Annotated in this window: 13 protein-coding genes and 1 riboswitch; of the genes, 4 read left to right on the forward strand and 9 right to left on the reverse strand. The window is 57.6% G+C overall.

The genetic code is table 11. From position 1 onward, the window contains the following. Window positions 1-150: 150 nt before the first annotated feature. Together murI and btuB are read right to left on the reverse strand one after the other, a co-directional pair. On the reverse strand, window positions 151-1,002 hold the full coding sequence (gene murI, locus BJP61_RS00145) for a glutamate racemase (RefSeq protein WP_171997511.1): 852 nt from the start codon (window positions 1,000-1,002) through the stop codon (window positions 151-153). Further along, window positions 947-2,800, reverse strand: coding sequence for a TonB-dependent vitamin B12 receptor BtuB (gene btuB, locus BJP61_RS00150; protein WP_255485527.1), 1,854 nt, complete (start codon window positions 2,798-2,800; stop codon window positions 947-949). Before btuB ends, murI begins: the two co-directional genes overlap by 56 nt. A 69-nt stretch (window positions 2,801-2,869) precedes the next feature. Continuing rightward, window positions 2,870-3,055: riboswitch (cobalamin riboswitch) on the reverse strand. 118 nt (window positions 3,056-3,173) lie between these two features. Here btuB and trmA point away from each other — a divergent pair. Further along, window positions 3,174-4,274, forward strand: coding sequence for a tRNA (uridine(54)-C5)-methyltransferase TrmA (gene trmA / locus BJP61_RS00155; RefSeq protein WP_075192970.1), 1,101 nt, complete (start codon window positions 3,174-3,176; stop codon window positions 4,272-4,274). 30 nt (window positions 4,275-4,304) lie between these two features. Here the strand turns inward: trmA and BJP61_RS00160 are convergent, their stop codons facing one another. Continuing rightward, window positions 4,305-4,664: a YijD family membrane protein gene (locus tag BJP61_RS00160; RefSeq protein WP_075192969.1), complete on the reverse strand. Its 360-nt coding sequence runs from the start codon at window positions 4,662-4,664 to the stop codon at window positions 4,305-4,307. 10 nt (window positions 4,665-4,674) lie between these two features. Continuing rightward, window positions 4,675-5,313 carry an HTH-type transcriptional repressor FabR gene (gene fabR / locus BJP61_RS00165; protein WP_071603750.1) on the reverse strand — a complete coding sequence of 213 codons (639 nt, stop codon included), beginning with the start codon at window positions 5,311-5,313 and terminating at the stop codon, window positions 4,675-4,677. Window positions 5,314-5,506: 193 nt separating this feature from the next. Here fabR and sthA point away from each other — a divergent pair, with 193 nt between their 5' ends. Continuing rightward, a complete protein-coding gene (gene sthA / locus BJP61_RS00170) occupies window positions 5,507-6,907 on the forward strand; it encodes a Si-specific NAD(P)(+) transhydrogenase (protein WP_038865918.1) in 1,401 nt (466 codons plus the stop codon). On the opposite strand, the gene oxyR is transcribed toward sthA, so the two are convergent. The 5 genes from oxyR to argC form a co-directional block, all read right to left on the reverse strand. Then, on the reverse strand, window positions 6,890-7,807 hold the full coding sequence (gene oxyR, locus BJP61_RS00175; protein WP_004386937.1) for a DNA-binding transcriptional regulator OxyR: 918 nt from the start codon (window positions 7,805-7,807) through the stop codon (window positions 6,890-6,892). The two genes, sthA and oxyR, sit on opposite strands and share 18 nt — an antisense overlap. Window positions 7,808-8,085: 278 nt before the next feature. Next, complete coding sequence (gene argH, locus BJP61_RS00180; protein ID WP_171997516.1) at window positions 8,086-9,459, reverse strand: argininosuccinate lyase; 1,374 nt, start codon at window positions 9,457-9,459, stop codon at window positions 8,086-8,088. Window positions 9,460-9,670: 211 nt separating this feature from the next. Beyond that, window positions 9,671-10,888 (reverse strand): argininosuccinate synthase, encoded by a 1,218-nt coding sequence (locus BJP61_RS00185; RefSeq protein WP_007754616.1) that lies wholly within the window; start codon window positions 10,886-10,888, stop codon window positions 9,671-9,673. A 61-nt stretch (window positions 10,889-10,949) separates the two neighbouring features. Then, entirely contained in the window at window positions 10,950-11,726 is a 777-nt protein-coding gene (gene argB, locus BJP61_RS00190) for an acetylglutamate kinase (protein WP_171997518.1), read from the reverse strand. Window positions 11,727-11,740: 14 nt separating this feature from the next. Then, on the reverse strand, window positions 11,741-12,745 hold the full coding sequence (gene argC / locus BJP61_RS00195; protein WP_171997522.1) for an N-acetyl-gamma-glutamyl-phosphate reductase: 1,005 nt from the start codon (window positions 12,743-12,745) through the stop codon (window positions 11,741-11,743). 180 nt (window positions 12,746-12,925) lie between these two features. On the opposite strand from argC, the gene argE reads away from it, so the two are divergent. Both argE and ppc read left to right on the forward strand, forming a co-directional pair. Then, window positions 12,926-14,077: an acetylornithine deacetylase gene (argE, locus tag BJP61_RS00200; RefSeq protein WP_134879189.1), complete on the forward strand. Its 1,152-nt coding sequence runs from the start codon at window positions 12,926-12,928 to the stop codon at window positions 14,075-14,077. 590 nt (window positions 14,078-14,667) lie between these two features. Further along, window positions 14,668-17,319 carry a phosphoenolpyruvate carboxylase gene (ppc, locus tag BJP61_RS00205; RefSeq protein ID WP_038865938.1) on the forward strand — a complete coding sequence of 884 codons (2,652 nt, stop codon included), beginning with the start codon at window positions 14,668-14,670 and terminating at the stop codon, window positions 17,317-17,319. Window positions 17,320-17,608 lie beyond the last annotated feature (289 nt).

Here is a 17,608-nt window from a genome sequence, read left to right on the forward strand (position 1 = left end):
AGCGTTTATTTTCGCTTTCGTCTGCCTGACGGGCCGGCTCGCTTGCCGTTGTGCCGTGTCAGTGGAGGCGCATTATAGGGAGTTCTTTTCCCCTGACAACCCCTAAATTCAAAAAACTTTTCGTTCGTCTCTTTTTTGCACAAAACGTCATTAAACTGGCAGTTTTTCGAGCTTTCCAAAGCCGTAACGTTGCAAAACGGACATTAACTGCGCAACTTCGGGCGTTAACGCCATACAGTAAGCAATATTATCATCGCAGGAACGCGCATCTGGCGCCTCATGCTCCAGCAACCAGGCCGTACGCCTTGCAATCGCCGCCCCGGAGTCCACCAGCCGCGTGCCTTCAGGCAATACTTGTAGCAGCTCATCGGCCAGCAGCGGGAAGTGGGTACAGCCAAGGACGACGGTATCCGGCGGCTCGGGCATACGCAGCCACGGGCGCAGCACGCGGCGCAACGCTTCCAGCGAGACCGGTTCGCCGTGCAGTTTCGCCTCGGCTATCTCTACCAGCTCCGCCGAGCCCAGCATTTCTATACGACATTCATTCGCGAAGCGGGCAATCAGTTCATGCGTATAAGGGCGCTTCACCGTGCCACGGGTCGCGAGCAGCCCAACAACGCCGTTCGCGGTCAGCCGTGCAGCAGGTTTAATCGCGGGAACGACGCCCACCACCGGGAATGCGAATTTTTCACGGAGCGCCGGGAGCGATACCGTACTGGCGGAGTTACAGGCGATAACGGCGAGCGCCAGGGGATAGCGCGCCTGAACGGCAGTCACAATCTCGACAACGCGCTCAACGATGAACGCCTCGCTTTTTTCGCCATAAGGGAAGGCAACGTTATCGAAAGCGTAAATGTAATGCAGATCCGGCAGGAGATGCCGGATCTCATCATAAACAGAGAGCCCACCCACACCGGAGTCAAACACCAGAATGGTTGGGCGAGCCTCAGAAGGTGTAGCTGCCTGACAAGTTGTATTCCCGTCCTGCAGTTTGGTAGCCATAAACCGTCTCGTAATCTTTATCGAACAGGTTAGCTATTTTACCACGAACTGTGAGATGGGAGGTGACCGGATAAGAAACCGCGACATCCCACAGGCTGACACTGCCGAGCTTCACTTTTTCTGATGGGAAAGTATTAAAGTTAGTATCCTCGCGCTCGCCGATATACTGATAAGTGACATCCCAGCCAAAGTCTGAAACTTCACCGCTGAGATTATATTTCACCTGCTGTCTGGCGCGACGCTGTAAGCGCTGATGGGTTTCATCATCACGTGGATCGATATACTGCAATGTAAGCGCATGACTCACAGGACCGGTAGTCAGATTGCCTGTCCACTCCACTCCTTTAATCGTGGCCGATTTGACGTTGTAATAGGCGTCATTGTTATAGCTTATCAGGTTGTCAATCTTGTACCGCCAGGTCGACAAACGCCAGTCCAGCGGACCGGTGACGCCTTCAATACCCGCTTCCCACTGCCTGGATTTTTCCGGCTGAAGATCCGGGTTGGACGCAATACCATACTGAGGCGACCCAAACTGCTGAGTCAGGCCCGGAGCCAGAAACCCTGTACCATAGGAAAGAGTTGCGCGATAGCCATCAACAAACTCCCAGCCTGCCGCGGTCTGCCAGGTTCCATGCCAGCCAAACTGTTCGTCATGATCTTCACGGCCTGACGCTTCAAGCGTAACGCTCTCAAGCACCTGCTGCTGACCGGTTAGGTAAATACCGGTTGTATCACGTTTAAAACGGTCAGTATCAGCCTGCGTTACTGACGTGAGTTTTTCCTGCTTCCAGTCCACCCCGGCGCTGACAGAGCCGTGACCGACAATAAGGTTGTTGCCCCATTGAATGTAACGCTGCTCCATACGATCAAGCGTCGTGCCATCCTGGTAGCGACCATAAAGGCTGCTGTAGTTATAGCTTTTCAGCTTCTGAAAACTGGCGATGAGCTGAGAAGAGTAGATGTCGGCGTTATAGCGTAATCCGGTATCCCATGATTGATTGTCATACTGGTTTTCATCCGCGCTGAATGCCGGAGAATACGGCGGATTTCCCACATCGAAATCGGCGTTATTGGCATAACCATAGCCGCGAAAGAAACCGTCTACATTCTCAGAAAAATGATGCTGAAGGCTGCCAAAGAACGTTTTATTACGATAACCGTCGCGGTCGTTATCATGATTCCATGTCGATCCCGGCTGAACGTTAAATCCACGGGTAGTCTGATACGCCCCCATCGCCGTCACCACCGTGTCGCCAAAACGCTGGCGTAGCGTGCCGGAATATTCCTGATAGCCTTTAGATCCGACGCCAGCATCAATCCGTGACACGTCATCATCACCCTGCGTGATGATATTAATCACACCGCCAATCGCTCCGGAACCATATACCGCTGAACGCGGCCCGCGAATAAACTCAATACGCTGAATCAGTGAAATCGGGATTTGATAAAGATTAGAGTCGTTGGAAAGGTTGGGACGAGAAACCGGTACGCCGTCCATAAGGATGAGCGCATGGCGTGAATCAGTACCACGGACATAGACGGAGGCGAGCTGGCCCATTCCTCCGTTTTGCGAAATATCCACGCCCGGCAAACGACGCAACACATCCAGCACCGTTTTAGACTGCCATTTATCAATTTCTTCACGCGTCACCACATCGGTTGGCGCCAGCACCGTATTAACTGGCTGCTGAAAACGGTTTGCGGTCACCACCAGAGAATCTGAGCCGCTATCCTGCGCCCAGCCAGAAAACGCCGTGGCGGACAGCGCCGTCAGCAGCGAGATTTTTTTTATCATCATTAACGTAAGCATCCGCTTAACTTTTAGGATGCCGCAGGCGCACTTGATAGAACGCGATAAGTGCGCGAGATGCGACGTGACTCCGGCAGGTCTTCGGGCTTGGAGGTGTGATATGGATGAGGACTTCCCACCGGCGTGCCGGCAGTGTCTGCGAACGCGTTCATCCCACCTGTCTTTACCGCTGCGCGTCAGCTCCAGATTTGCACTGGATTCCCTTTTCACTCACAGGAGACCGGAAACGGCATGCTACATGGAGCGCATTATAGATGTCCAGACTTCCGCGAGGGATGATGCAAAAACAATCAAAGCTGGACATCACGCCCGCATTCCCTACAATCCCGGCGTAAATTTTTCTCACCCAGGACGCATGATGACCCCTGAACATCTCCCCATCGATCACTACGACGCACAGCTGGATGAAAAGGTAGAACGCCTGCAAAGCATGATGGCGCCTTTTGCGGCACCCGCGCCGGAGGTGTTCCGCTCACCGGTCAGCCATTACCGCATGCGCGCCGAGTTTCGTCTCTGGCATGACGGCGACGACCTTTATCACATTATTTTCGATCAGGAGACGCGCAGCCGCATTCGCGTCGACAGCTTCCCGGCGGCCAGCGAGCTGATTAACGCCCTGATGCCGCGCATGATTGACGGCATTCGCGACAACCGCGCTCTGCGCCATAAGCTGTTCCAGATTGACTATCTGACTACCCGCAGCCAGCAGGCCGTGGTGTCGCTGCTCTATCACCGCGCGCTGGACGACGCCTGGCGTGAAGAGGCGACACGTCTGCGCGATGCGCTGCGCGCGGACGGCTTTGACGTACACTTCATCGGCCGCGCCACCAAAACCAAAATCATGCTCGATCAGGATTACATCGACGAGCGTCTGCCGGTGGCGGGCACAGAGATGATCTACCGCCAGGTCGAAAACAGCTTTACCCAGCCGAACGCGGCGATGAACATTCATATGCTGGAATGGGCGCTGGATGTCACCCAGAATTCACGCGGCGATCTACTGGAACTCTACTGCGGCAACGGCAACTTCTCGCTGGCGCTGGCGCGCAACTTTAACCGCGTGCTGGCGACGGAAATCGCCAAGCCGTCAGTCGCCGCCGCGCAATACAACATTGCGGCGAACCACATCGACAACGTGCAGATTATCCGCATGGCGGCGGAAGAATTTACTCAGGCGATGAACGGCGTGCGTGAATTTAACCGTCTGCAAGGGATCGACCTGAAAAGCTACCAGTGCGAGACGATCTTTGTCGATCCGCCGCGCAGCGGGCTTGATGAAGAAACCGTGAAAATGGTGCAGGCGTATCCGCGTATCCTTTATATCTCCTGCAACCCGCAGACGCTCTGCGACAACCTCACCACGCTCTGTGAAACGCACCGCGTCGAGCGCCTGGCGTTGTTTGATCAGTTCCCCTACACCCACCATATGGAGTGCGGCGTGCTGTTAACGCGCCGCTAATCAAAAAGGGCGCCGCGGCGCCCTTTTCTTTTACTCGTCGTAGCGCGCCTTGCGGCGACGCAGGCGAAAGCCTATCCAGAACAGCAGCACGACGGAAAGCACTGACGGCAGGAAGTTAGAGCCAATCGCCGGATATTCCGCGCGCACTACGGCGCTATACAGCAGCACTCCAAGAATAAAGCAGGCGGCGGCAATACCCGGCAGGCCCACCGGCATGGTGCGATTCAGGTAGCGCTGATGCAGGCAATAGACCGTCAGCGCCAGCGAAATAATCGGGAAAATCGAGAAAGGCACGATGGAGCTGAACAGCGCCGCGCAGGTGCCGTTAATCGACAGACCGGCGATCAGCGCCAGCAGCAGCGTACCCTTTTCTTGTGTCGTGGTTCTCATTGCTCGTCCTTCACTTATCGGAATGTTGCGCCATCTTTTCTTGTTCGCGACGGTACCAATAGTAGGCGCCTTTAGAAATCATGCGCAGCTGTAATACCAGTCGCTCTTCTAATTGCCCGCGTTGTTCCGGGCTCACATCAAGCGCTTCTGCGCCTGCGCTAAAGACGATGGTCACCATCGCCTCCGCCTGAGCCTCGGTAAACGCGCGCGGCATGTGATTTTCGAGTTCCAGATAATCGGCAAGTTCCGCGATGAAATGCTGGATTTCGCGCGCGACGGCGGCGCGAAACGCCGCCGACGTGCCGGAGCGTTCGCGCAGCAGCAGCCGGAAGGCGTTCGGGTTATTGCCGATAAACTCCATAAAGGTGGAGACCGATGTACGGATCACGCTACCGCCTTTGGCGATGCGCTGGCGCGCCTGGCGCATCAGCTGTCGCAGCATCAGGCCGCTTTCATCCACCATCGTCAGACCCAGCTCGTCCACGTCCCGGAAATGACGATAAAACGAGGTCGGCGCGATACCGGCCTCGCGCGCCACTTCGCGCAGGCTCAGGCTGGCAAAACTTCGTTCCGCGCTTAGCTGACTAAACGCGGCCTCCACCAGCGACCGCCGGGTTCGTTCTTTCTGTTGCGCTCTGACGCCCATCACGTTGCCTGATTCCTTCCTGTTGAAACGGCACTATACCAGTTTTAAAACTACCGGGTTTATAACGGATTGTGAATGATTGTTTACGAAGCGGGGGCGACCAGAGAGGGCAAAACGCACAGTGAGAATTGGGTTATTCTTTGGGTGATGTTACTATTCTGTTGCTTTTATGTATAAGAACAAGGTAAGCCTTACCATGCCACAAACCTACGATTATGATGTAATAGTGATTGGCTCTGGCCCCGGCGGCGAAGGCGCTGCAATGGGCCTGGTGAAACAGGGCGCGACGGTAGCCGTGATAGAGCGCTACCATAATGTTGGCGGCGGTTGCACCCACTGGGGCACCATCCCGTCAAAAGCGTTGCGCCACGCCGTCAGCCGTATCATTGAATTTAACCAGAACCCGTTATACAGCGCTCACTCCCGTCCTCTTCGTACTTCCTTCGCCGACATCCTTAACCACGCCGACAACGTGATCAATCAGCAGACCAACATGCGCCAGGGCTTTTACGAGCGCAACCGCTGCCAGATCCTGCAAGGCGACGCGCGTTTTGTCGATGAACACACGATTGAACTCACCTGCCCGGACGGCTCGATAGAAACTCTGACCGCTGAGAAATTCGTCATCGCCTGCGGCTCGCGCCCCTATCACCCGGCGGACGTCGATTTCACCCATTCGCGCATCTACGACAGCGATTCCATCCTCAGCATGCATCACGAGCCGCGCCACGTGATTATTTACGGCGCAGGCGTCATCGGCTGTGAATACGCGTCGATTTTCCGCGGAATGAACGTGAAAGTGGATCTCATCAACACCCGCGACCGCCTGCTGGCGTTTCTCGATCAGGAGATGTCAGACTCGCTCTCATACCACTTCTGGAACAGCGGCGTGGTGATCCGTCACAATGAAGAATATGAACAGATTGAAGGCGTTGACGATGGCGTGATAGTCCACCTGAAGTCAGGCAAAAAAGTGAAAGCCGACTGTCTGCTCTATGCGAACGGACGTACCGGCAACACCGATTCCCTGGCGCTGGAGAATATCGGTCTTGAGGCCGATGGTCGCGGGCTGCTGAAAGTGAACAGCATGTATCAGACCGCGCTGCCGCACATCTACGCAGTGGGCGATGTTATCGGTTACCCGAGCCTGGCCTCCGCCGCCTACGATCAGGGCCGCATCGCCGCGCAGGCGCTGGTAAAAGGCGTCGCCTCGGCGCACCTGGTGGAAGATATCCCGACCGGTATCTACACCATTCCGGAAATCAGCTCCGTCGGCAAAACCGAACAGCAGCTCACGTCGATGAAAGTGCCTTACGAAGTGGGCCGCGCGCAGTTTAAACATCTGGCGCGCGCGCAAATCGTCGGGATGAATGTCGGCACGCTGAAGATCCTGTTCCATCGCGAAACCAAAGAGATTCTGGGGATCCATTGCTTTGGGGAGCGCGCGGCCGAGATTATTCATATCGGCCAGGCGATTATGGAGCAGAAAGGTGGCGGTAACACGATTGAGTACTTCGTTAACACCACCTTTAACTACCCGACCATGGCGGAAGCCTATCGGGTTGCCGCGCTGAACGGCTTAAACCGCCTGTTTTAACGCGCTGTCGAAGCGGCCATCCATCTGTTTGCGGATGGCCTCTGCGAGCTGCTCATAGCGGCTGCGCAGCGGCGAGCCCGGACGATACACCAGCCCGATGGTGCGTCGCGGCTCCGGCTTCACGCAGGGCAGATAAACGACGCCGTCGCGATGACGCTCCGGCGGCACGGCGAGCGCGGGCAGCAGCGTAATGCCGCTGCCTGCCGCCACCATATTGCGCAGCGTTTCAAGGCTGGTGGCGCGGAAATGCGTATCTTCATCCGCACCCGCTTCAAAGCAAAAGCCCATCGCCTGATCGCGCAGGCAGTGACCATCTTCCAGCATCAGCAGCTTTTCGCCCGCCAGTTCGCCCATCGGCACGCGATCGCGTCCGGCCCACGGGTGATCCTCATAGACCGCCAGCAGCATCGGCTCATCGAACAGCGGCACTTCAATAAAGGCTTCGCTCTCTTTCACCAGCGCCAGGATCGCGCAGTCGAGCTTGCCGCTGTCGAGCTGGGCCAGCAGTTGATGCGTCTGCGCTTCGTGCAGATACATTTCGAGTTTGGGGAAGGTCTGATGCAGCATCGGAATGATTTGCGGCAGCAGATAAGGGCTGATGGTCGGGATAAGGCCAATATGCAGCGGACCGGACATGGTCTCGCCCTGCTGGCTCGCCATCTCTTTCAGCACTTTGACTTCACGTAAAACGGTACGCGCCTGGTCTACCAGCAGCAACCCCGCCTGGGTGAACAGCACTTTGCGGCTGGTGCGTTCCAGCAGCATTACGCCAAGTTCATCTTCAAGCTTGCGGATCTGACCGCTCAGGGTGGGCTGACTCACGTGGCAGGCGTCCGCCGCACGCCGGAAATGACGATGTTCGGCAAGGGCCACCAGGTATTCAAGATCACGAATATTCATTCTTCATCCTCCGCCGCCATGATAGTTCATGGCGATAGATAGCATAGCAACCAACGATTATCCCTATCAAGCACGAAAGTGAATAATAGCCTCAGCCGCGGAGAACATCACTCATTACCCTCACTGAGTGATAACCCGCACACAGAGTCTCTCTGTTAGCCGAATAACTAAAGCCAACGTGAACTATTTAGCGGACAGTAAGTCCGCTTTTTTTTGCCTGTTTTTCGGAAGGCATAAAAAAAGCCCGACATCCGCCGGGCTTTTCCTGCCAGTAACGCTTAAGCCAGACGCGCTTTCGCCGCGCTAATGGCCTGCGAGACCTGTACCGGCGATACGCCACCCTGCGCCGCGCGCTTATCAAGACATGACTGAAGTGACAGCACCGGGTAAACATCGTCATTAATCACCGGGCTGAATTTTTGCAGGTCGGCAAGCGCCAGGTCTTCCAGCGGTTTGCCCTGACGAATGGCTTCCACCACCGCCTCGCCCACGATGTGGTGCGCCTCACGGAACGGCACGCCTTTAGCGACCAGATAATCCGCAAGCTCGGTGGCGTTGGCGTAGCCCTGCTGCGCCGCTTCCTGGCAGCGCGGACGTTTCACCTGAATACCGTCCAGCACCAGCGCCGCCATATGCAGGCAGTCGAGCCAGGTGTCAAGCGCGTCGAACAGCCCTTCTTTATCTTCCTGAATATCTTTGTTGTACGCGAGCGGCAGCCCTTTCATCGTCATCATAATGCCGGTCAGCGCGCCCTGTACGCGGCCGCACTTGCCGCGAATCAGCTCCAGCGCGTCCGGATTTTTCTTCTGCGGCATTAACGAGGAGCCGGACGTCACACGGTCAGACAGCTCCACAAAACCGGCCTCGCCGGAGTTAAAGAAAATCAGGTCTTCGGCGAAACGCGACAGATGCACCATGCTGATGGCCGCGTTGGACAGCAGCTCCATGACATGATCGCGATCGGAGACGCTGTCGAGGCTGTTGCGCGTCGCGCTGGCGAAGCCAAGCCAGCCGGCCAGCTGTTCGCGGTCAATCTCATACGCGGTGCCGGCCAGCGCCCCGCAGCCCAGCGGGCTGACATCCAGACGCTTTAGGGTATCCTGCAGACGGCTTTCATCGCGCGCCAGCATTTCGACATACGCCATACACCAGTGCGCAAACGTCACCGGCTGGGCGCGTTGCAGATGGGTATAGCCCGGCATCACCGCGTCCTGATTTTCTTCGGCGGTCACGACCAGCGCCTGCTGAAGCTGGCGCGTGGCGCTCAGCAGCGCGTGCACTTCGGTTTTGCACCAGAGTTTCAGGTCGGTCGCGACCTGATCGTTACGGCTACGCCCGGTATGAAGCTTTTTGCCAAGCGGGCCGACTTTATCGATAAGCTTGCCTTCCACCCAGCTGTGAATATCTTCCGCGTCGCTTTCCAGAATCGCATGCGGGTTTTCCAGCACCTCTTCCAGCAGCGTATTGAGCGCGCCTTCAAGCTGGCTCTGCTCGTCCGCGGTCAGCACGCCGACGGTCACCAGCGCTTTAGACCAGGCGACGGAGCCGATAATGTCCTGCTCGGCGAGTCGATAATCAAAGCGCAGAGAGTCATTAAATTGTTTAAACCGCCCATCCGCCGCCTGAATAAAACGTCCGCCCCAAAGTGCCATAATCCGCTCCGTTAATTTCTTTCTGTAGCGGGCGCGCTTCGCTTACCCGCCCTGTAAATAATGTGCTGCTTTCCGTGGCGGGTGCGCGTTGCTTACCCCGCCTGTAAATAATGCGCTGCTTTACGTGGCGCGTTGTCTACCCGCCACGGGATGTCTTACCGGGCGCAGGGCGGGTAGGCGTTAACGCCACCTGCCCTCGCGCAGCGGCAGATTACTTCTTCAGCTCGTTCAGCGCGCGAATACGTGACGAGAGGGAGAACAGACGGATAAAGCCGCCCGCGTGGCTGTGGTCATAAACTTCGTCTTCGCCGAAGGTCGCGAACTCTTCGTTATACAGGCTGTTCGGCGATTTCTTCTGAATAGCCGTCACCTGACCTTTATAGAGCTGCAACACCACTTCGCCATTCACCTGCTCGGCCAGCGACTGCGCCGCCGCCTGCAGAGACTGACGCAGCGGCGCGAACCAGCGCCCGTCATACACCACGTAAGACATCTCAAGGCCGACCTGCTCGCGCCATTTGAAACTGTCGCGATCCAGCACCAGTTGCTCTACGCCACGCAGCGCCGCCATCATGATGGTGCCGCCAGGGGTTTCGTAGCAGCCGCGAGACTTAATGCCCACCAGACGGTTTTCCACGATATCGATACGGCCCACGCCATGCTTCGCGCCGATCTTGTTCAGCACTTCCAGGCAGCCGAACGGAGAGAGATGCTCGCCATTCACGGCGACTACGTTGCCTTTTTCTACGGTCACGGTCACCTGCTCCGGCTGATCCGGCGCTTCCAGCGGATCGACGGTCCAGACCCAGCAATCTTTGTTCGGGGCATTCCACGGGCTTTCCAGCACGCCGCCTTCGGTAGAGATATGCCAGGCGTTCTCATCGCGGCTGTAGATTTTCTCAAGCGACGCGGTGGTCGGGATATCGCGCGCTTTCAGGTAATCCAGCAACGCTTCACGGGAACGCAGGTTCCACTCACGCCACGGGGCGATCACTTTCAGATGCGGGGCCAGCGCCGCCCAGGCGGATTCGAAACGCACCTGGTCGTTGCCTTTACCGGTCGCACCGTGGCACAGCGCGTCAGCGCCGACTTTATTCGCCACGTCCACCAGCGCTTTGGCGATCAGCGGACGCGCCATCGAGGTGCCCAGCAGATAGCTGCCTTCATACAGCGCGCCGGTTTGCAACACTGGGTAAACGTAATCTTTAATGAACTCTTCACGCGCATCGACCACATAGCACTCCGACGCGCCGGAGCGCAGCGCTTTCTGCTCAACGCCTTTCAGGTCGTCACGGTCCTGACCGATATCCACCACGCATGCGACCACGTCGCAGCCTTCATAGTTCTCTTTCAGCCACGGAATGATGGCGGAGGTATCAAGGCCGCCGGAGTAGGCGAGAACAACTTTTTTGATGCCGTGATTTTGCATTGTCTTTTTCCTTTAAAAATAGCTTCTGTGCGCTGACATATTCGCGTTCGACGACGCGCATTCAGGCCAGTATTCTGGTGCCGATAGATACACCGTTAAAGAGAGCGGGCAGCTGCTCCGCGTGGCGCCAGGAGGCGATATCCACCGGCCGGCCCAGCGTGCGGGCAGCGTCGAGTGCCGCATGCACTTTCACAATCATGCCGTCGGTGATAATGCCCTGCTCGATAAGCTGCTCGGCTTTGGCGGCGGTCATCTCGGCGATGCGCTGGCCTTTGCCGTCCAGAATGCCGCTCACGTCGGAGAGCAGGATCAGGTCTGCGCCAAGGGTCGCCGCGAGCGCCGTGGCCGCCTGGTCGGCGTTGACGTTCATCAGGTCGCCGCTGTCGGTCACGCCAATAGAGCTAATCACTGGCATAAAGCCGTTTTCCAGCAGCGTGTTAATCAGCTTCGGCGAACCTGGCTGCGCCTGGCCGACGTGGCCCAGTTCTTCATCCAGCGGGGTCACGCTGACGCTGTCGCCATCGCCCAGGAACAGGCCGACGGAAGCGATGCCGTGCTTTTTCGCCCAGGCGAGCAGCGTTTTGTTGGCGGTGCCCGCAAGCGCCCCGGTAATGATGTCAATCTGATCGGCAGGCGTGACGCGCAGGCCGTTCTTCTTTTTCACCGGCAGGTTGAGCTGCTTCATCAGGTCGTCAACGAGGCAGCCGCCGCCGTGAACGATAACCAGCGGGCGCTGATGCGCCTTGCGGTAGTTAACGAGGGCGGTAAACAGACGCTCCAGCGCCTCTTCGCTGTCGAGCAACACGCCGCCTAACTTAATGATTAACGGGTTCATCATCACACCTGACTCGGTTAAATAAGAGACTGCGTTTCGGCAAAGCCAAAACGAATATTCATACATTGCACCGCCTGCGCGGCGGCGCCTTTCAGCAGGTTATCTTCCGTGGCGACCACGATCAGATGTTCGCCCTGCACGGCGAAGCCGATATCGCAAAACGGCAGGCCGACCACGTTTTTCAGCGCGGGCACGCCTTTGTCATACAGCCGCACCAGCGGTTTATCGGCGTAGGCGTCATTAAACGCGGCGGCTATCTGCGGCTCGCTCACGCCCGGCTTCAGGCGGCAGGTGATGGTTTCCAGAATGCCGCGCGGGAAGCTGCCGAGGTGCGGCGTGAAAATGACCGGCGTCCCCAGATGCGTGACGATTTCCGGATGATGCCGATGATTAAATATGCCGTAAGGTTGCAGGCTCACTTCGCAGAAGCTGTTGGAGATTGCCGCCTTGCGCCCCGCGCCGCTCACGCCGCTGGTGGCGTTGATCACCGGCCACTGGTTCAGATCCAGTAAATCCGCGTCGATCAGCGGTTTCAGCGAAAGCTGCGCCGCAGTCGGATAGCATCCCGGCACTGCGATCAGCGTCGCGTCTTTCAGCGCGTCGCGATTCCACTCCGCCAGGCCATACACCGCCTGCTCAAGCAGCTGCGGGTGCTGATGCGTGAACCCGTAGAATTTTTCATAGAACGCGGCGTCGTTAACGCGAAAGGCGCCGGAGAGGTCAAACACCACGCAGCCCGCGTCGAGAAACTGCGGCGCGAGATCGTGGCTCACCTCATGGGCTGTTGCGAGAAACACCACATCCACGCCATCGGTGAACTCGCGGATGTCGCTCATCGGCTGCAATGGCAGGTCGAGCACGCCTTTCAGCTGCGGATGCAAAGAGGAGATTAACTTTCCCGCATCATTGCTTTGCGCTGAGACCGTCAATGCGGTTATGTTCATATGCGGATGGCGATTCACGTAGGTCGCAAGCTCTGCGCCGGCATAACCACTGGCGCCAACAATCAGCGTGTTCAACATCGGGGCTGGATACCTTTTACCGTCATGTATTTCAGGCGCAGGCCTGAAGGCCGTTGCCGCGTCCGCGAGCGTATCGTCTTCACCGGAACCCGGCGGTTCCCTTACGCTCAACGTTAATGTATTTTTATTCACAAATACTGCATGAATATTGATACTATCACGACCTGAGGTCTGTCAACAGTGAAAATGAAATTACCGCCTTTTATCGAGATTTACCGCACGCTTATCGCCACGCCTTCCATCAGCGCCACCGACAGCGCGCTCGATCAGAGCAATGCGACTTTAATCAATCTGCTGGCGGGATGGTTTGGCAGTCTCGGGTTCCAGGTCGAAGTACAACCGGTGCCCGGCACCCGCAATAAATTCAATATGCTGGCAAGCACCGGTAACGGCGCGGGCGGCCTGCTGCTGGCGGGGCATACCGATACCGTGCCTTTCGACGACGGGCGCTGGACGCGCGATCCGTTCACGCTGACCGAGCATGACAACAAACTGTTCGGGCTCGGCACCGCCGATATGAAAGGCTTTTTCGCTTTTATTCTCGACGCGCTGCGTGACGTGGATGTGACGCAGCTAAAAAAGCCGCTCTACATTCTGGCAACCGCCGATGAAGAAACCAGCATGGCGGGCGCGCGCTATTTTGCCGAGACCACCGCCCTGCGCCCGGACTGCGCGATTATCGGCGAGCCGACGTCGCTACAGCCGATTCGCGCCCATAAAGGCCATATCTCCAGCGCTATCCGCGTGCAGGGGCAATCCGGCCATTCCAGCGACCCGGAGCGCGGCGTCAACGCCATTGAGCTGATGCATGACGCCATCGGGCGCATTATGCAGCTGCGCGATTCGCTTAAAGAACGCTATCACTATGACGCGTTTACGGTGCCTTACCCGACGCTTAACCTCGGCCATATTCACGGCGGTGACGCCTCTAACCGCATCTGCGCCTGCTGCGAGCTGCATATGGATATTCGTCCGCTGCCGGGCATGACGCTGGATGATTTAAGCGGGTTGCTGAACGAGGCGCTGGAGCCGGTGAGCCTGCGCTGGCCGGGGCGCCTGACGGTGTTCGATCTGCATCCGCCTATCCCGGGTTACGAATGCCCGCCGGATCATAAACTGGTGCAGGTGGTGGAAAATCTGCTTGGCGCGCAAACCGATGTGGTGAACTACTGCACCGAAGCGCCGTTTATTCAGACGCTCTGCCCGACGCTGGTGTTAGGGCCGGGCTCGATAAATCAGGCCCATCAGCCGGACGAATATCTGGAAACACGATTTATCAAGCCGACCCGTGAATTGATTTCGCAGGTTGTGCATCATTTCTGCTGGCACTGAGTGACCTTGCGCCGTGGCGGGGCGCGCTCAACGCGATGAGGTGGGTACGCTATGCTTATCCACCTCATAAATACTGTGCCGCTTCACAGCACATGTAAGCGAAGCGCCCTCGCCACGCCAGTCGCCTTAACCACAACCGCCGATGAACCCCTTTTAACCGCGCGTGCCGCAGCCCATTCGACTACTTTTACTCTCCTTGACAGCGCGTATCACTACACATTGTTCCGCACGCCTGCACGCTATTTTCATAAGCGTTACTTATCTGCAATAACATGAATTAACTTTCATAAATTGCCGCACTTTATTCACCTGCTGAAGCGATTTCGCAGCAATTGACGAACGGGATTTCACATGGCTTTATAAAGTAAGAAGTCATTCAAGCCTGAACTTTCGGACGTAAGTAAAAGCTATCGCTTTTCAGTGTCCTGATTTTTTGCAGAACCTATACCAGGGGATTTCCTGTTGCAGGAAGGCGGCAAGCCTGGCGAACCCCGGGATAAGTAACCGGGGTCGCAAGGGGCGGCCAGCGCCCCTGCGGCGCGAAAAACGACGGGTATTAAACATAATTGAGATGGGGTGTCTGGGGTTATATGAACGAACAATATTCCGCTTTGCGAAGCAATGTCAGTATGCTCGGCAAGTTGCTCGGGGATACCATCAAGGATGCGCTGGGAGAAAACATCCTTGACCGCGTAGAAACAATCCGCAAATTGTCGAAGTCTTCCCGTGCTGGCAATGAAGCAGACCGCCAGGCGCTGTTAACCACGCTGCAAAATCTTTCCAATGACGAACTGCTGCCGGTGGCCCGCGCGTTCAGCCAGTTCCTGAATCTGGCTAACACGGCAGAGCAATACCACAGCATCTCGCCAAAAGGCGAGGCCGCCAGCAACCCGGAAATTATCGCCCGTACCCTGCGTAAGCTCAAAGACCAGCCCACTATCAACGAAAACGCCATCCGCCAGGCCGTGGAAGCGCTGTCGCTGGAGCTGGTGCTGACCGCGCACCCGACTGAAATCACCCGCCGCACCCTGATCCACAAAATGGTCGAAGTGAATAACTGTTTAAAACAGCTCGACCACAAAGACATTGCCGATTATGAGCGCAATCAGATCATGCGCCGCCTGCGCCAGCTGATTGCGCAGTCCTGGCATACTGACGAGATCCGTAAAAATCGCCCAAGCCCGGTGGATGAAGCCAAATGGGGCTTCGCCGTGGTGGAAAACAGCCTCTGGGAAGGCGTGCCGAATTATCTGCGTGAGCTTAACGAACAGCTCGAAGCGCATCTCGATTACAAGCTGCCGGTCGATTTCGTGCCGGTGCGTTTCACTTCCTGGATGGGCGGCGATCGCGACGGCAACCCGAATGTCACCGCCGATATCACCCGCCACGTCCTGCTGCTGAGCCGCTGGAAAGCGACCGATCTGTTCCTGAAAGATATCCAGGTGCTGATTTCCGAGCTCTCAATGGTGGAATGCAGCGACGCGCTGCGCGATTACGTTGGCACTGAAGGGGCGCAGGAGCCGTACCGCTATCTGCTTAAAGGGCTGCGCGCGCAGCTGCTGGCGACTCAGGGCTGGCTGGAAGCGCGCCTGAAGGGCCAGAAACTGCCGAAACCGCAGGGCCTGCTGACGCAGAACGAACAGCTCTGGGAACCGCTCTACGCCTGCTATCAGTCGCTGGTCTCCTGTGGGCTTGGGATCATCGCCAATGGCGAACTGCTCGACACCCTGCGCCGCGTCAAAGCGTTCGGCGTGCCGCTGGTGCGTATCGACATCCGTCAGGAGAGCACCCGCCACACCGAAGCGCTGGGTGAGCTGACCCGCTATCTCGGCATCGGCGACTATGAAAGCTGGTCGGAAGCCGATAAACAGGCGTTCCTTATCCGCGAGCTGAATTCCAAACGCCCGCTGCTGCCGCGCCAGTGGGAGCCGAGCGACAACACCCGCGAAGTGCTCGACACCTGTAAAGTCATCGCCGAAGCGCCGAAAGGCTCGATCGCCGCTTATGTCATCTCGATGGCGAAAACGCCGTCCGACGTGCTGGCCGTCCACCTGCTGCTGAAAGAGGCGGGTATTGGCTTCGCGCTGCCGGTCGCGCCGCTGTTTGAAACGCTCGACGATCTGAACAACGCCAACGATGTCATGACCCAGTTGCTGAACATCGACTGGTATCGTGGTTTCATTCAGGGCAAACAGATGGTGATGATTGGCTATTCCGACTCCGCGAAAGACGCGGGCGTGATGGCCGCTTCCTGGGCGCAATATCAGGCGCAGGACGCGCTCATCAAAACCTGCGAGAAAGCGGGCATCGCGCTCACGCTCTTTCATGGTCGCGGCGGCTCTATTGGCCGCGGCGGCGCGCCCGCCCATGCGGCGCTGCTCTCTCAGCCGCCGGGCAGCCTGAAAGGCGGTCTGCGCGTCACCGAACAGGGCGAGATGATCCGCTTTAAATACGGTCTGCCGGAAGTCACCATCAGCAGCCTGTCGCTCTACACCAGCGCGATTCTGGAAGCGAACCTGCTGCCGCCGCCGGAGCCGAAAGCCGCCTGGCGACACATCATGGATGAGCTGTCCGATATCTCCTGCGCCATGTACCGCGGCTACGTGCGCGAAAACAAAGACTTCGTGCCGTATTTCCGTTCGGCCACGCCGGAGCAGGAGCTGGGCAAACTGCCGCTCGGCTCGCGTCCGGCGAAGCGTCGTCCGACGGGCGGCGTGGAATCGCTGCGCGCCATTCCGTGGATTTTCGCCTGGACCCAGAACCGTCTGATGCTGCCCGCCTGGCTTGGCGCCGGCGCCGCGCTGCAAAAAGTGGTCGAAGACGGTAAGCAGGACGAGCTGGAAACCATGTGCCGCGACTGGCCGTTCTTCTCCACGCGCCTCGGCATGCTGGAGATGGTCTTTGCCAAAGCGGATCTGTGGCTGGCGGACTATTACGATCAGCGACTGGTGAAACCGGAGCTCTGGCCGCTCGGACAGGAGCTGCGCCAGTTGCTGGAAGCCGATATCAAAGTGGTGCTCGATATCGCCAACGACTCGCACCTGATGGCGGATCTGCCGTGGATTGCCGAGTCCATCCAGCTGCGTAACATCTATACCGACCCGCTGAACGTGCTGCAGGCGGAGCTGCTGCACCGCTCGCGCCAGGCGGAAGAAGAAGGCAAGCCAGCAGACCCATGCGTGGAGCAGGCGCTGATGGTCACCATCGCGGGCGTCGCGGCGGGTATGCGTAACACCGGCTAATCACACGCTTCACAGAGACAAAACGCCCCGGCATGCCGGGGCTTTTTTATGGCAGCGCTACGGGCCGCTCACCATGCTGACGCTGGCTTCACTTCGCGGTCCGCTGTCGCTGACATGCGTGTAACCGCCAGTAGCCTTGGCGGCGAACACATCGCACCGGGCCGCCCTGTACCGCAAAGCAACCCACGCCGGCACTCGCTTTGCGGTCTGGCTACCGTGCCCGGATGAGGCCCGGCGGCATAACCGCAGCCAAAAAAGAAGGGAGGCCAGTGGCCTCCCTTTGCGTAAC

This window comes from Cronobacter sp. JZ38 (assembly GCF_008932145.1).
Taxonomy (GTDB): domain Bacteria; phylum Pseudomonadota; class Gammaproteobacteria; order Enterobacterales; family Enterobacteriaceae; genus Cronobacter; species Cronobacter muytjensii.

What these genes read in the sequence shown, in the direction of transcription:
- sthA (WP_038865918.1), top strand. Translation starts at nt 5,507, where the DNA reads ATGCCACAAACCTACGATTATGATGTAATAGTGATTGGCTCTGGCCCC.
- BJP61_RS00185 (WP_007754616.1), bottom strand. Translation starts at nt 10,888, where the DNA reads ATGCAAAATCACGGCATCAAAAAAGTTGTTCTCGCCTACTCCGGCGGC.
- oxyR (WP_004386937.1), bottom strand. Translation starts at nt 7,807, where the DNA reads ATGAATATTCGTGATCTTGAATACCTGGTGGCCCTTGCCGAACATCGT.
- murI (WP_171997511.1), bottom strand. Translation starts at nt 1,002, where the DNA reads ATGGCTACCAAACTGCAGGACGGGAATACAACTTGTCAGGCAGCTACA.
- trmA (WP_075192970.1), top strand. Translation starts at nt 3,174, where the DNA reads ATGACCCCTGAACATCTCCCCATCGATCACTACGACGCACAGCTGGAT.
- BJP61_RS00160 (WP_075192969.1), bottom strand. Translation starts at nt 4,664, where the DNA reads ATGAGAACCACGACACAAGAAAAGGGTACGCTGCTGCTGGCGCTGATC.
- btuB (WP_255485527.1), bottom strand. Translation starts at nt 2,800, where the DNA reads ATGATAAAAAAAATCTCGCTGCTGACGGCGCTGTCCGCCACGGCGTTT.
- ppc (WP_038865938.1), top strand. Translation starts at nt 14,668, where the DNA reads ATGAACGAACAATATTCCGCTTTGCGAAGCAATGTCAGTATGCTCGGC.
- argB (WP_171997518.1), bottom strand. Translation starts at nt 11,726, where the DNA reads ATGATGAACCCGTTAATCATTAAGTTAGGCGGCGTGTTGCTCGACAGC.
- argH (WP_171997516.1), bottom strand. Translation starts at nt 9,459, where the DNA reads ATGGCACTTTGGGGCGGACGTTTTATTCAGGCGGCGGATGGGCGGTTT.
- argC (WP_171997522.1), bottom strand. Translation starts at nt 12,745, where the DNA reads ATGTTGAACACGCTGATTGTTGGCGCCAGTGGTTATGCCGGCGCAGAG.